Below are 13,732 nucleotides of genomic sequence, written 5' to 3'. Positions count from 1 at the left end.
GCCGAGACGGCGGTGGTGGCCGCCCCCGACGCCGAACGGGGCTCGGTGGTCTGCGCGTTCGTGGTGCTGCGGGAGGGCGTGCGGTGGGGGTGGCGGCGCGCCGGTCGGTTCGTTATTCCGCGGAGGCGGTGGCGGCCCGTGCCATCGCGTCGGCGGCGGCGTCCTCCTTGCCCTTCTGGGCACCGCCCTGGCTGCGGATGATGGCCCGCACCAGGAAGCCGAAACCGATCGCCATCACCAGCGGCGGGACGATCGCTGCGACGTAGTTCATTCCGACTCCTCCTCGGCCTCGGCGGCCTTGGCCGCGGCCTTCGCCTCCGGCTTCACGATCGGGAAGAGCACCGTCTCGCGGATGTTCTTGCCCGTGAGCAGCATGATCAGGCGGTCCACCCCGAGGCCGAGGCCGCCGGTGGGCGGCATCGCGTACTCCAGGGCCCGCAGGAAGTCCTCGTCCACCTGCATCGCCTCGACGTCGCCGCCGGCCGCCAGCAGCGACTGGGCGGTCAGGCGGGCACGCTGCTCGACCGGGTCGACCAGCTCGGAGTAGGCGGTGCCGATCTCGGTGCCGAAGATGACCAGGTCCCACTTCTCCGCGACGCCCGCGACGCTGCGGTGCTGGCGGGTCAGCGGGGAGACCTCGGTCGGGTAGTCCTTGATGAAGGTCGGGGCGATCGCGTTGTGCTCGAGCAGGCGCTCGACCATCTCCAGCACGATCTGGCCGTGGCCCCACTCCTTCTCCCACGGCACGCCCGCGGCGTCGGCGAGCTTCCGGAGCTCCTCGACCGTGGTGTCCGGGGTGATCTCGGTGCCGAGGTGGCCGGAGATGCCGGGGTAGACACTGACCTCGGCCCAGGGCTCGGCCAGGTCGATCTCGTGCTCCTGGCCGTCCGGGCCGATGCCGCGCACCACGGTGGTGCCCAGCGCGTCGCGGGCCGCGTTGATGATCGTCTCGCGGATCAGCTCGGCCTGGGTGTTGTAGTCCCCGTACGCCTCGTAGGACTCCAGCGAGGTGAACTCGGGGTTGTGGGTCGAGTCCGCGCCCTCGTTGCGGAAGTTGCGGTTGATCTCGAAGACCTTCTCGGCGCCGCCGACCACCAGGCGCTTGAGGTAGAGCTCCGGGGCGATCCGCAGGAAGAGGTCGATGTCGTACGCGTTGATGTGCGTGGTGAACGGGCGGGCGTTGGCGCCGCCGTGCACCGGCTGCAGCATCGGGGTCTCGACCTCGATGTAGCCGCGCTCCTCGTAGGTGCGGCGGATCGAGCGGACGACCTTGCTGCGCAGGTACAGGATCTCCCGGGCCTCCGGGTTGACGATCAGGTCCACGTACCGCTGGCGGACCCGGGCCTCCGGGTCGGTCAGGCCCTTGTGCTTGTCCGGCAGCGGGCGCAGGCACTTGGCGGTGAGCTCCCAGCGGTCCACCATGACGCTCAGCTCGCCGCGGCGGGAGGTGATCACCTCGCCCTCGACGCCGACCTGGTCGCCCAGGTCGATCGCGGACTTCCACTCGGCCAGGCGCTCCTCGCCCAACTTGTCGAGGGAGAGCATCACCTGGAGGTCGCCGGAGCCGTCGCGCAGGGTGGCGAAGCAGAGCTTGCCGCCGGTGCGGGCCAGGATGACCCGGCCGGTGATGCCGACGCGCTCGCCGGTGGCGGTGTCGGGCTCCAGGTCGGGGTGCTTGGCGCGGAGGTCCGCGATGGTGCTGGTCCGGGGGAAGCCGACCGGGTACGGGTCGACACCGGCCGCCCGGAGCTTGTCCAGCTTCTCGCGCCGGACGCGCATCTGCTCGGGGAGGTCGTCGGTCGCAAGGAGTGGGTTCTGATCGCTCACCCCACCAGGGTAGCCACCGTTACACCGGGCTCCGCCACAGGATTACCGGTGACGGAGCCCGGCGGGGTTCAGCGGTGCGCGCCGCGGCGGCGGCGGGCCGCCCAGAAGGCCAGCAGGCCGCCGAGGGCGGTCACGCCGACGCCGACGGCCGCCGTGGTGCCCATGCCGGAGCCGCCGCCGGTGAAGGCGAGCGAGGTGCCGGCGGGGGAGGTGGTGCCGGGGCCGGCGGGTGTGCGCGGTGTGGTGGCCGTGGCCGGGCGGGTGCTGGTCGTGGTGCCGCCCCCGCCGGTCGGGGAGCCGGCCGGTGCGGTGGCCGGCGGCTTGGGCGAGCCGGTGGGGGCGGGGGTGGGCGAGGCGGACGGATTCTGCCCCGAGCTGACCGAGACGACTGCGCTGTCGTTCGAAGGGTCGTCACCGAAGTAGCTGAGCGGGAGGTAGTTGCGCGCGTTGGTCGGCAGCGTCGCGGTGCCGAGGCTGTTCGTCACCGGGCGGTCGATCCTGAGCCGGAACGAGAGGGAGTTCTTGACCCCCGGGAACAGGAGGTAGGTGGGCCAGTAGCACTCGTAGGTCCGGCCGCCTGTCCGGTCCGCGCCGTAGGGTGCGTCGGTCCGGACGCAGCGGTCGGGGATTGCGACCGCTGTCGTCCCGTCCGGGACGGTGACGGTGAGCGGCGGGAGGTATGTGCCGTCCGCCCCTGGCCCGTTGTTGATCCAGGCCGGACCGCTGTTGGTCACCGTGACGGTGGCATCGACCGTGCTGCCGACCGGCCCCTGGACGCGGGAGCCGGTGACCTGGAGGTCGGTGTGGTTCCTGACCTCGACCGTGCTGGCCGGCCTGGACCGGCCGAGGTCCGTCGGGACGGGATGGTCGCTGTCCTTGACCAGCTGGACGGCCGGCGCGGTGCCGCCGGCCGCGGGGAGCTTGGCACCCGCATAGGCCTTGGTGTGCAGCGATTCGTGCATCCCCGTGGCCCCCGCCACCACGGCCAGCGGCTCGCTCAGGGTGTAGGCCTGACCAGGGGCGAGCACGGCGTCCGGGAAGGAGCAGTGGTAGTAGACGTGGTGTCCCGCAAGGGTGTCGGCCGAGCAGTTCTTCGGCAGGGACGAGACCGTCTTCAGGCCGACGGTCGTCGCCAACTCCGTCTCGACACCCTTGATCTCCGCACCGGTGCGGTTCCAGAGCACGAAGCGGCTGTCGACCTTGTCGCCCGGCCGGAGCGCCTGCTCCGGAGCGAGGGTCCGGGTCATCAGCTGGCTGTAGGTGCCGACACTCACCGTGCTGGTCCCCGGCGAGTCGCGGACCGGCCGACCGTCCACGGTGCCGGTCACCTTGATGCTGCCCGAGGCGCCGGGGGCGCCGTCGTCCGCCCCCCGCAGGCGCAGGAAGAGGTAGGAGCTGGGGGAGTACACCGCGTCGGCCGCGAGGACCGGCACCGTGCAGGTGCCGACCGCTCCGGTCACCTGGCACCCGTCGGGCCAGCCGACCTTCGCCACGTGGCTGAGGCCGCTCGTGTCGACCGTCACCAGGCCGGGCCTGCCGCTGGTGCCGGTGTCGCCCACGAGGGAGACGGTGAACGCCGAGCTGGTGTCGTCGCCGACCTCCCCGACCGGGAACACGGTCACGCTCGTGGACGTTTGGAGGCGCACCTCGCCGGCCGGTGCCGCGGCGGAGGCGGTGGGGGCGCCGGCCAGCAGCCCGGCCGCGAGGGCTGCGGCTGCGGCGGTGCGGGCGAGGCCTGGGAGCGGACGAGTGTTCATGAGTCCCCGTGGTCGGTTCAGCGCCACCCCCGGGTGAGGTGGCGCTGAACGTAGGACCATCGGGGCGGTGAAAGGTTGTACGGGGTCAGCCGGTGGCGAGTTCGGGCTCCGGCTGGGGCTCGGAGGCGGGCTCCGGGCGGGGGCGGCGGCCGAAGAGTTCGGCGGGGGTGGGCATCTTGCGGGGCTGGGGCCGGGCCGGGGGCTGCGGGGGCTTGGGGGTGCTCATGGGAATCAGTCCTCCGGTGTGGGTAGGGGCGTGATCTTCCGAGACGGCCGGGCTGGGGACCGCGGCGAGGTGCCGCTGGCCCGAACCGAGGGCGAGGCGCTCGCGGACCTCGGCCTCGGCGAGGGCGTGGCAGCGGCCGGCCAGGCGGGAGCGGCGGGCGCGCTCGGCGCCGCCGCAGGGGAGGCGGGCCAGCGCCCGCAGGGCCGCGAGATCCTCGGGGCCGGGCAGGTAGCCGTCGGTGACGGCCTCCTCCAGCCGCTCCAGGTACCCGCTCGCGCTGCCCGGCAGGGCCGCGCGGTACCGGCCCAGATCGGCGAGCAGGAAGGCCCGCAGGCGCCCGCCCTCGTGGACGGCCTCGTCCACGGCCTCGGCCAGGCGCAGCGCCTCCTGCACGTCCTCCGCCCACAGGGTGGCGACGACGGCGGCGTGCGGGGCGTGGACGGGGTACAGCGCTTGGGCGAGAGCACGGCGCAGCACCCGGACTTCGTCGGCGCTGAAGGCCATGCCGCCGCGCGATCCGTGTGGCGTTGGCATGCCCTGACACTACGTGGGGTACGTCCGATTTGTGACGATTGCTGACGTGTCCGTCCCGATTGGCCGATAACCGTACGCATCCGGACCAATCGGGCGGCCCCCCGTGCGCTCAGCCCTTGTTGCGCTCGTACACCAGCCGCAGGCCGATCAGGGTGAGCCAGGGCTCGTGCACGTCGATCGCGGTGGCCTCGCCGAGCACCAGCGGGGCCAGCCCGCCGGTGGCGATCACCTGGACGTCGTCCGGGTCCTTGGCCAGCTCCTTGGCCATCCGCTCGACCAGGCCGTCCACCTGCCCGGCGAAGCCGTACAGGATGCCGGACTGCATGCCCTCGACGGTGTTCTTGCCGATCACGTTCCGCGGCCGGGCCAGCTCGATCTTGCGCAGCTGGGCGCCGCGCAGGCCGAGCGCCTCGACCGAGATCTCGATGCCGGGGGCGATCGCCCCGCCCACGTAGTCGCCGCGCTCGTTGATCGCGTCGAAGGTGGTGGCGGTGCCGAAGTCGACCACGATGCACGGGCCGCCGTAGAGGTGGTTGGCGGCCAGCGCGTTGACGATCCGGTCCGCGCCGACCTCCTTGGGGTTGTCCATCAGGACGTGCACCCCGGTCTTCACGCCGGGCTCCACGATCACCGCGGGCACGTCGCCGTAGTAACGGCGCGTCACCTCGCGGAGCTCGTGGAGCACGGCGGGCACCGAGGAGCAGATCGCCAGACCGGAGACCTGGTCCTCGGCCGAGACGATGGGGTGCGAGCCCATCAGCCCCTGCATCAGCACCGCCAGCTCGTCCGCCGTGCGGCGCGGATCGGTGGAGATCCGCCAGTGCTCGACGATCTCCTCGCCGTCGAACAGGCCGAGCGTGGTCTGGGTGTTGCCGACGTCGATGGTGAGGAGCATGGGCTGCTTTCTGCTAACGAGATATCAGGAACGGAGGTCCAGGCCGATGTCCAGGATCGGCGAGGAGTGGGTCAGCGCCCCGACGGCGAGGTAGTCGACACCAGTCTCGGCGACGGCGCGGGCGGTGGCCAGGGTCAGTCCGCCGGAGGCCTCCAGCTTGGCCCGGCCGGCCACCAGGGCGACGGCCTCGCGCAGCTGCTCGACGGTGAAGTTGTCCAGCAGGATCAGGTCCGCCCCGGCCTCCAGGACGGGCGTGATCTGCTCGACGGTGTCGACCTCGACCTCGACCGGCAGGTCCGGGTAGGCGGCCTTGACGGCCTTGAAGGCCTCGGCCACGCCGCCGGCGGCGATCACGTGGTTGTCCTTGACCAGCGCGGCGTCGGAGAGCGACATCCGGTGGTTGGCGCCGCCGCCCGCGCGGACCGCGAACTTCTGCAGCGAGCGCAGGCCCGGGTGGGTCTTGCGGGTGTCCCGGACGACGGCCTTGGTGCCCTCGAGCTCGTCGGCCCAGGCGCGGGTCGCGGTGGCGATGCCGGAGAGGTGGCAGAGCAGGTTGAGCGCGCTGCGCTCCGCGGTCAGCAGGTCGCGGGTGCGGCTGCGCACCGAGAGCAGCACCTGGCCGGCCTCGACCTGGGCGCCGTCCTCGACGTGCCGCTCGACCTCGAACTCCTCCTCGCAGACCAGCGAGACCACGGCCTCGGCGATCCTGAGGCCCGCGACCACGCCGGCCTCGCGGGCGGTGAAGTCGGCGGTGGCCACGGCCTCGGCCGGCACGGTGGCCATCGAGGTGACGTCGTCGCCGCCGGCCAGGTCCTCGGCCAGCGCCAGGGTGGCGATGTCCTCGACCTCGACCGGGTCGAGACCGGCCTCCTCCAGCAGCTCGGCCAGCGCCGGGTCGAGCCCGGTCTCGTACGCCTCGCCGTCCCCGCAGGCGCAGCCGTCGCCGCAGCCGCCCTGGTCGACGAGGGGGAGTTCCGCGTGGTCCTCGTGGGAGTGGGTCATGGTCTTACTGCTCCTCGGGGGTGCTGACGGGGGCGCCGGTGGCGACGGTGAGAGTGGTGATCAGGTGGCGCTGCCAGTGCGCGTCGTCCCGCTCGGGGAAGTCCTCGCGCCAGTGGCAGCCCCGGGTCTCCTCGCGCTGCGCGGCGGCGGCGACCAGGGCGGTGGCGACCAGGTGGAGGTTGGTGGCCTCCCAGGTCTCCACCCGGGGATCGGCGGGCTTCTCCTCGGCGGCGTGCGCGAAGGCCTGCTCGGCGAGTCCGGCCAGCCCGGCGGCGGCGGCCGCGACCGAGCCGGCCGAACGGATCACGCCGGCCCCCGAGGACATCAGGTGCTGGATCTGCGCCCGGGCCTCCGGCGCCAGCAGCGGCACGCTGCGGGCGGCCCGGGCCCCGGCGACGTCCACCGCGCGCTCGGGCAGCTCGCCCGCGCGGTGGCGCTCGGTCAGGTCGGCGGCGATCCGCTCGGCGAAGACCAGGCCTTCGAGCAGCGAGTTGGAGGCCAGCCGGTTGGCGCCGTGCACACCGGTGCAGGCGACCTCGCCGCAGGCGTACAGGCCCGGCACGGTGGTGCGGCCGTGCGGGTCGGTCCGGACGCCGCCGGAGGCGTAGTGCGCGGCGGGGGCGACCGGGATCGGCTCGGTCACCGGGTCGATCCCGTGCGAGCGGCAGGAGGCGAGGATGGTGGGGAAGCGCTGCTCCCACATCCGCGCGCCGAAGTGCCGCCCGTCCAGGTACATGTGCTCGGTGCCGTGCTCCAGCATCCGCCGGGTGATCGCCTTGGCGACGATGTCCCGGGGGGCCAGCTCGGCCAGCTCGTGCTGCCCGACCATGAACCGCACGCCGTCGGCGTCGACCAGGTGGGCGCCCTCGCCGCGGACGGCCTCGGAGACCAGCGGCTGCTGGCCCTCGGCCTCCGCCCCGAGGAAGAGCACGGTGGGGTGGAACTGCACGAACTCCAGGTCGGTCACCTCGGCCCCGGCCCGCAGCGCGAGCGCCACGCCGTCGCCGGTGGAGACGGCCGGGTTGGTGGTGGCCGAGAAGACCTGGCCCATGCCGCCGGTGGCCAGCACCACGGCCTTGGCCCGGATGGCGCCCACGCCGTCCCGCTGGCCCTCGCCCATCACGTGCAGGGTCAGGCCCGCGGCGTGGCCCTCGGCGTCGGTGAGCAGGTCGAGCACCAGGGCGTGCTCGATGAGTTCGAGGCCGGGGTCCGAGCGGACGGCCTCGACCAGGGCGCGGGATATCTCGGCGCCGGTGGCGTCCCCGCCCGCGTGCACGATCCGGTTGCGGTGGTGGCCGCCCTCGCGGGTCAGCAGGATCTCGCCGTCGGCGTCCTTGTCGAAGGCGGCGCCGGTGGCGATCAGGTGCCGGACGGCCGCCGGGCCCTCGGTGACCAGGACCCGGACGGCCTCCTCGTCGCAGAGCCCGGCGCCGGCCACCAGGGTGTCGGCCAGGTGCTGCTCGGGGGTGTCCCCCTCGCCCAGGGCGGCGGCGACGCCGCCCTGGGCCCAGCGGGTGGAGCCGTCGTCCAGCATCGCCTTCGTGACCACCACGGCCCGCAGACCGGCCTGGCGGAGGTTGAGCGCGACGGTGAGACCGGCGACGCCGGAACCCACCACCACCACGTCGGTGGTGGTGGTCCAGCCGGGGGCCGGGGCGGTCAGACGATGAGAGACGGGCATGTCTTCAGAGGCTCCTTCAGCGCGCCGCAGTGAGGGCCGCGGTGTCGAGGTCACCGTACGCCTTCGAATCGGTGGCGTGCGTCCGGTCCCCGCGCAGCAGACCGCTGCCCTCTGGGGCGTCGGCCGGGTCGCCGCCGGTGCCGGTGATCCGGTTGTCCGCGTCCACGAAGACGACGCTCGGCACGAAGGACTTCGCCTCGGCGGTCTCCATCTGGCCGTAGGCGATCAGGATCACCAGGTCACCGGGGTGCACCAGCCGGGCGGCGGCGCCGTTGATCCCGATCACGCCGGAGCCGCGCTCACCGGCGATGGTGTACGTCTCCAGCCGGGCGCCGTTGGTGACGTCGACTATGTGGACGAGCTCGCCGGGCAGCAGGTCGGCCGCGTCGAGCAGATCCTGGTCCACCGTCACCGAGCCGACGTAGTGCAGGTCGGCCTGGGTGACGGTGGCGCGGTGGATCTTGGACTTCATCATGGTGCGGAGCATGGGGTCACGCCTCCAGTGAGTGCATGCCGTACTTCGACGGTTTTGAGGGTGTTATCGGACGATCATGCGGACGTTGTCGATCAGGCGGGTGGCGCCCACCTTCGCGGCGACGGCCAGCACGGCCTCGCCCTGGAAGTCGTCCGGGGCCTCGGTGAAGGCGTCCGGGTCGATCAGGGCGAGGTAGTCGAGGGAGAGGCCTTCGGCGCCGTCGAGCACGGCGGCGGCGGCCTCGCGGACGGCCTGCGGGCCCTTGGCGGCGGCGTCCCGCCCGGCGAACAGCGCGCGGGAGAGAGCCAGCGCCTGGGCGCGCTCGGCCTCGGAGAGGAAGCGGTTGCGGGAGGACCGCGCCAGGCCGTCCTCCTCGCGGACGGTCGGGACGCCGACGATCTCCACGTCGAAGTCGAGGTCGGCCACCATCCGCTGGACGAGCGCCAGCTGCTGGGCGTCCTTCTCGCCGAAGAACGCGAAGTCCGGGTCGGTGATGTGCAGCAGCTTGGCGACGACGGTGAGCATCCCGTCGAAGTGGCCCGGGCGGGCCGCGCCCTCGAAGCCCTCGCCCATCGGGCCGGCGCTCAGGCGCACCTGCGGGGTGCCGTTGGGGTACATCTCCTCCGGCAGCGGGGCGAACACGACGTCCGCGCCGTTCTCCTCGGCCAGGCGCAGGTCGGCGGCCAGCGTCTTGGGGTAGCGCTCGAGGTCCGCGGCGTCGTTGAACTGCAGCGGGTTGACGAAGACCGTCACGGCGACCCGGCCGTCCTTGCCGACCTGCTTGCGGGCGGCCCGGATCAGCGCGGCGTGGCCCTCGTGCAGGGCGCCCATGGTCATCACGACCGCGTTGTCCACCGGCTGCTCGTCCGGCCAGAAGGCCGGCTCGAAGTCGGCGATCGTGTGGGTCAGCACCGTCTTGCGGGGCTTGGGAGCGGGCTTGCTGCCGCGTGCCATCAGGGGGTCTCCTCGTTGAGTACGTCCAGCAGCGCCGCCGCCGCCTCTTCCTTCAGCGATCCGCCTCGGACCGCCCGCTGGGCCGTGGCCCGGGCCATCGCCCGGTAGGCCTGCCCGATGTCCGGGGCGGCCGCGCCGAGCTCGGCCAGGTGGCGGCGCACCGTCCCCGCGTCGCCCCGGGCGACCGGGCCGGTCAGGGCCGCGTCGCCGGAGCGCAGGCTGTTGTCCAGGGCCGCGCCGAGCAGCGGGCCGAGCAGGCGGCCGGGCTCGGCCACGCCCGCCGTGCGGAGCAGCTCCAGCGCCTGGGCGACCAGCGTGACCAGGTGGTTCGCGCCGTGGGCGAGCGCCGTGTGGTAGAGCGCCCGGACGTCCTCCGGCACCCACTCCGGCTCGCCGCCCATCTCCACCACCAGCGCCTCGGCGACCGGGCGCAGCTCTTCCGGGGCGGTCACCCCGAACGGGCAGCCGGCCAGCCGGGCCAGGTCCACGGAGGTGCCGGTGAAGGTCATCGCGGGGTGCAGCGCGAGCGGCAGGGCGCCGGCCCGGGTGGCGGGCTCGAGCACCTTGACGCCGTGGGCGCCGGAGGTGTGCACCAGGATCTGCCCGGGCCGCACCGCGCCGGTGGCGGCCAGCCCGGCCACCAGCTCGGGCAGCGCGTCGTCCGGCACGGTCAGCAGCACCAGGTCGGCGGCGGCCAGCACCTGCGGCGGGGTCACCAGCTTCACCCCGGGCAGCAGGGCCTCGGCGCGGCGGCGGGAGGCGTCGGAGACGCCGGAGGCCGCGACGACGCGGTGGCCGGCCAGCTGCAGCGCAGCCCCCAGGGCGGGGCCGACCCGGCCCGCCCCGACCACGCCGACCGCGAGCCGCGCCGGGCGGTTCCCGGGGTCACTGGGGTCGGCGAAGGGATCCACGAAGCTCACGGCTCGGCTCTCGTCCTTAACGTCTCCGTTCCGGTCCTCGGCGGGTACCGGACGTACCGGGCCAGTCTAAGGGCACAGTTCGCGGCGCCGGGAGTCGTGCCTCAGGTGGTGCACGAGCGCGGCAGCGGAATCCTCAGCAGGACGTCGAACCCGCCGTCGTGCCTGGCCTGGGCCGTCAGCGTCCCGTCCAGCAGCGCCGCCCGCTCCCGCAGGCCGACGATGCCGTGGCGGCCGCCGGGCAGCGGCACCGGCGGGGCCTCGTCGGTGGGGACGCCGTTGCGGACGGCGACTTCGAGGGAGTCCTCGTCGGCCGCGACGGTGACGGAGGTCAGCGCGCCCGGGGCGTGCTTGCGCACGTTGGTCAGGGCCTCCTGGACGGTCCGGTAGGCGGCCCGCTCGACCGGCTCGGGGACGCTCCGGCCGGCCAGGTCGATCTGCAGGCTGGCATCCACCTCGGAGGCCGCCACCAGGTTCGGCAGGTCCGCCAGGCGGGGCTGCGGGGCCAGCTCGGTGGGCCCGGCGCCGGCCGCCCGCAGGACCAGGATCATCGACCGCAGCTCCTCCAGGGTGGCCACCGCCAGCCCCCGCAGGGTGCCCGCGACCTGCTTGACCCTCGGGTCCTGCGTGGTGACCTCCAGCGCCCCGGCCTGGACGGCGATCAGCCCGGCCTGGTGCGAGACCACGTCGTGCATCTCGCGGGCGATCCGGGCCCGCTCCTTGGCGAGCACGGCCGCCGCGTGCAGCGCCCGCTCCTGGTCCCGGACGGCGGCCAGCTCGGCCACCCGGTCGGAGAGGTCCTTGCGGGTCTGGGCCAGCAGGCCCATCCAGGCCGGGCCGGTGCCGAGCATGACGGCGTAGATCAGCTGCTGGCAGAGGTCGCTCGCGCTCATCTTGGCGAACTCGCCGATCGGCCAGGGGATGAACAGGCCGGTCACCACCAGGGCCGTCGCAGAAACCTTCTGCCAGGTCGGCCTGGCCGACCTGGTCATGGTGTACACCGCGACCATCGCGGCGATCAGCGCCCGGCCCGCGTACAGCCCGGGCATGGTGGCGAGCAGCACGCAGAGCGGGAACCGCCGCCGGAGCACCAGCACGCCGGCCGCCGCGAGCGAGGCCCAGAAGCTCCAGTCGCGGGGCGGCGGGTAGTTGAGCGCGGCGTCCAGCCCGGCGGGCAGCACCAGGAGCAGGTCCACCGCACGCTGGTGCCAGCGGGACTGCGGCCGCCACAGCACGCGCTGCAGCAGGCGGACGAAGCGGACCTGCGGGGCAGCAGGTGGCACTGCCGTCATGGGACATCCCGGGGTCGTCGTACAGGGCTCGGCCTATTGGAGGGCCCGCGAGACGGTACCTCAGTCCGATTCGTCCGGAAAGCCCCAAGATCTGTAGTCGTCCGGATGCGGCCGGTCAGCATCGCTCACTCCCCGGCGCGGACGAGCCCCGCCTCGTAGGCCAGCACCACGGCCTGCACGCGGTCGCGCAGGCCGAGCTTGGCCAGGATGCGGCCGACGTGGGTCTTCACGGTGGCCTCGGAGAGCACCAGCCGGGCGGCGATCTCGCCGTTGGACAGGCCCTGGGAGACCAGCAGGAAGACCTCCCGCTCGCGCTCGGTCAGAGGGGCCAGTACGGAGGCGCCGGGGGTCTCGCGGGCGGTGGGCAGCACCTCGGCGAAGCGGTCGATCATCCGGCGGGTGGTGGTGGGGGCCACCACGGCGTCCCCCGCGTGGACGGCCCGGATGGCCGCCACCAGCTCGGTCGGCGGCACGTCCTTGAGCAGGAAGCCGCTGGCGCCGGCCTTGAGCGCGGCGAAGGCGTACTCGTCCAGGTCGAAGGTGGTGAGGATCAGCACGTGCGGCGCCCCCTCCCGGGGCGCCCCGCCTTCGTCCAGGCAGATCCGCCTGGTCGCCTGCACCCCGTCCAGCCGGGGCATCCGGACGTCCATCAGGATCACGTCCACCTCGGCGCGCTCCAGCACCGCCAACGCCTCCTGCCCGTCCCCGGCCTCGGCGGCGATCTCGATGTCCCCCTGGGACTGGAGCACCATCCGGAACCCGGTACGGAGCAGTTCCTGGTCGTCGACGAGCATGACGCGGATGGTCACGGTGAACTCCTAGGGGATCGGTCGGATTTTCGCAGCGGGTCGGTTGCACTACCTAGGGGCGCGAGGAACCGCGCGAGAGCGGGAGGCGCAGACCTGTCGTCCTCCGACTTCGCGCAGTTCCTCGCGCCCCTGGATGGTGCGACTGGCTCACTTGCCGGCTTTCAGCGGCATCACCGCGCGGATGCGGAAGCCGCCGCCCGGGCGGGGGCCGACGTCGAGGCTGCCGGAGACCATGCCGACACGCTCGCGCATGCCGATCAGGCCGTGGCCCAGGCCGTCCGTGCCGCCGCCGGCCAGCTGTTCGTCGGTGGAGCCGCGGCCGTCGTCCTCGATCAGGACTTCGAGCTCGCGGTCGCGGAAGTCGACCGCGACGTTGGCCCGGACGTCGGGGCCGCCGTGCTTGCGGACGTTGGTGAGGGCCTCCTGGACGATCCGGTAGACCGTCAGCTCCACGCCGCGCGGCAGGTCCCGCGCCTCGCCGGTGGTGGAGAAGGAGACCGGGAGCCCGGCGGTGCGGACCTGCTCGAGCAGGTCGGGCAGTTCCTCGACGCCCGGCTGCGGCACGTACTCGTCGGCCGTGTCGGCCGTGCGCAGCACCCCGAGCAGGCGCCGCATCTCGACCAGCGCCTGGCGCCCGGTCGCCGCGATGGTGCCCAGGGCCTCCTTGGCCTGCTGGGGCGAGTTGTCCATCACGTACGCCGCGCCGTCGGCCTGGACGATCATCACCGAGACGTTGTGCGCGACCACGTCGTGCAGCTCGCGGGCGATCCGGGCCCGCTCGGCGGCCACCGCGACCTTGGCCTGGGCGTCCCGCTCGCGCTCCAGCCGGGCCGCGCGGTCCTCCAGCTCGACCAGGTAGGCCCGGCGCACGCGGGTGAGCCGGCCCCAGGCCCAGCAGAACAGGAAGGGGGTGGAGAGCAGCGCGGCCAGGAAGAGCGCCTGGGCCATCCCGTGCGGACTGCCCGTGGATTCGTCGTGGTCGATGCCGTAGAACCGCCAGACCGTCAGCGGCCCGGCGGACAGGCCGACGGCGAGCGCCAGCCGCGAGGCCCAGGGGGCGCCGAAGGCGGCGGCGGTGTAGGCGAAGACCAGGTACCCGATGCTGGAGGCGCCCGGGACGACGTCGAAGGCGATCTGGGCGAGGCCGAGCGCCACGCCGACGCCGGTGGCCAGGTTCGGGTACTTGCGGCGCACCACCATCAGCCCGGCGACGACCAGCGAGACCGCCAGCGCCGGGGCCTGACCCTGGTCGATGTCGGAGAGCGCCCCGAAGAAGAGCACGAGCAAGGCCCAGGCGGAGTCGACCACCATGGGGTGACGGCGGAGCCAGGCGTTGAGTCGATGCACGGTACAAGCGTAGGCA

Annotated in this window: 12 protein-coding genes and 2 pseudogenes; 1 reads left to right on the top strand and 13 read right to left on the bottom strand. The window is 73.5% G+C overall.

The genetic code is table 11. The features are described 5' to 3' along the window. Positions 1-12: 12 nt before the first annotated feature. Positions 13-69, top strand: a pseudogene (locus ABT095_RS28350) (hypothetical protein); the annotation flags it as partial. A 43-nt stretch (positions 70-112) separates the two neighbouring features. Here the strand turns inward: ABT095_RS28350 and ABT095_RS28345 are convergent. The 13 genes and pseudogenes from ABT095_RS28345 to ABT095_RS28285 form a co-directional block, all read right to left on the bottom strand. Further along, positions 113-271 (bottom strand): hypothetical protein, encoded by a 159-nt coding sequence (locus ABT095_RS28345; RefSeq protein WP_350532374.1) that lies wholly within the window; start codon positions 269-271, stop codon positions 113-115. Further along, positions 268-1,803, bottom strand: a pseudogene (gene lysX / locus ABT095_RS28340) (bifunctional lysylphosphatidylglycerol synthetase/lysine--tRNA ligase LysX); the annotation flags it as partial. The pseudogene lysX and the gene ABT095_RS28345, both read right to left, overlap by 4 nt. A 92-nt stretch (positions 1,804-1,895) precedes the next feature. Next, positions 1,896-3,584 carry a hypothetical protein gene (locus tag ABT095_RS28335; protein ID WP_350532372.1) on the bottom strand — a complete coding sequence of 563 codons (1,689 nt, stop codon included), beginning with the start codon at positions 3,582-3,584 and terminating at the stop codon, positions 1,896-1,898. Between the two features lie 85 nt (positions 3,585-3,669). After that, a complete protein-coding gene (locus ABT095_RS28330; protein WP_350532371.1) occupies positions 3,670-4,344 on the bottom strand; it encodes a hypothetical protein in 675 nt (224 codons plus the stop codon). A 109-nt stretch (positions 4,345-4,453) separates the two neighbouring features. After that, the gene (locus tag ABT095_RS28325; protein ID WP_350532370.1) at positions 4,454-5,239 is read right to left on the bottom strand and encodes a type III pantothenate kinase; all 786 of its coding nucleotides are present in this window, start codon (positions 5,237-5,239) and stop codon (positions 4,454-4,456) included. A gap of 24 nt (positions 5,240-5,263) precedes the next feature. After that, complete coding sequence (nadC, locus tag ABT095_RS28320; RefSeq protein WP_350532369.1) at positions 5,264-6,241, bottom strand: carboxylating nicotinate-nucleotide diphosphorylase; 978 nt, start codon at positions 6,239-6,241, stop codon at positions 5,264-5,266. A gap of 4 nt (positions 6,242-6,245) precedes the next feature. Beyond that, positions 6,246-7,922, bottom strand: a complete 1,677-nt coding sequence (locus ABT095_RS28315; protein ID WP_350532368.1) for an L-aspartate oxidase — start codon at positions 7,920-7,922, stop codon at positions 6,246-6,248. 16 nt (positions 7,923-7,938) lie between these two features. Then, positions 7,939-8,409 carry an aspartate 1-decarboxylase gene (gene panD / locus ABT095_RS28310; RefSeq protein WP_350532367.1) on the bottom strand — a complete coding sequence of 157 codons (471 nt, stop codon included), beginning with the start codon at positions 8,407-8,409 and terminating at the stop codon, positions 7,939-7,941. A gap of 51 nt (positions 8,410-8,460) precedes the next feature. After that, positions 8,461-9,351, bottom strand: a complete 891-nt coding sequence (panC, locus tag ABT095_RS28305; protein ID WP_350532366.1) for a pantoate--beta-alanine ligase — start codon at positions 9,349-9,351, stop codon at positions 8,461-8,463. Next, a complete protein-coding gene (locus ABT095_RS28300) occupies positions 9,351-10,271 on the bottom strand; it encodes a Rossmann-like and DUF2520 domain-containing protein (protein ID WP_350532365.1) in 921 nt (306 codons plus the stop codon). Before ABT095_RS28300 ends, panC begins: the two co-directional genes overlap by 1 nt. Before the next feature lie 101 nt (positions 10,272-10,372). Beyond that, positions 10,373-11,560 carry a sensor histidine kinase gene (locus ABT095_RS28295; protein ID WP_350532364.1) on the bottom strand — a complete coding sequence of 396 codons (1,188 nt, stop codon included), beginning with the start codon at positions 11,558-11,560 and terminating at the stop codon, positions 10,373-10,375. Positions 11,561-11,685: 125 nt separating this feature from the next. After that, the gene (locus ABT095_RS28290) at positions 11,686-12,369 is read right to left on the bottom strand and encodes a response regulator (RefSeq protein ID WP_350532363.1); all 684 of its coding nucleotides are present in this window, start codon (positions 12,367-12,369) and stop codon (positions 11,686-11,688) included. A 147-nt stretch (positions 12,370-12,516) separates the two neighbouring features. Further along, the gene (locus tag ABT095_RS28285) at positions 12,517-13,716 is read right to left on the bottom strand and encodes a sensor histidine kinase (RefSeq protein WP_350532362.1); all 1,200 of its coding nucleotides are present in this window, start codon (positions 13,714-13,716) and stop codon (positions 12,517-12,519) included. Between the last annotated feature and the right edge of the window lie 16 nt (positions 13,717-13,732).

The sequence above is a fragment of the Kitasatospora sp. NPDC002227 genome, assembly GCF_040296285.1.
Lineage (GTDB): Bacteria > Actinomycetota > Actinomycetes > Streptomycetales > Streptomycetaceae > Kitasatospora.
Note: the sequence above shows the minus strand (reverse complement) of the source record. Positions and strands in the feature narration are given on the sequence as shown.

Bases quoted from the DNA above. Each gene is read 5' to 3' on its own strand.
- nadC (WP_350532369.1), bottom strand. From the start codon at position 6,241: ATGACCCACTCCCACGAGGACCACGCGGAACTCCCCCTCGTCGACCAG.
- ABT095_RS28315 (WP_350532368.1), bottom strand. From the start codon at position 7,922: ATGCCCGTCTCTCATCGTCTGACCGCCCCGGCCCCCGGCTGGACCACC.
- ABT095_RS28295 (WP_350532364.1), bottom strand. From the start codon at position 11,560: ATGACGGCAGTGCCACCTGCTGCCCCGCAGGTCCGCTTCGTCCGCCTG.
- ABT095_RS28325 (WP_350532370.1), bottom strand. From the start codon at position 5,239: ATGCTCCTCACCATCGACGTCGGCAACACCCAGACCACGCTCGGCCTG.
- ABT095_RS28330 (WP_350532371.1), bottom strand. From the start codon at position 4,344: ATGCCAACGCCACACGGATCGCGCGGCGGCATGGCCTTCAGCGCCGAC.
- panC (WP_350532366.1), bottom strand. From the start codon at position 9,351: ATGGCACGCGGCAGCAAGCCCGCTCCCAAGCCCCGCAAGACGGTGCTG.
- ABT095_RS28345 (WP_350532374.1), bottom strand. From the start codon at position 271: ATGAACTACGTCGCAGCGATCGTCCCGCCGCTGGTGATGGCGATCGGT.
- ABT095_RS28335 (WP_350532372.1), bottom strand. From the start codon at position 3,584: ATGAACACTCGTCCGCTCCCAGGCCTCGCCCGCACCGCCGCAGCCGCA.
- panD (WP_350532367.1), bottom strand. From the start codon at position 8,409: ATGCTCCGCACCATGATGAAGTCCAAGATCCACCGCGCCACCGTCACC.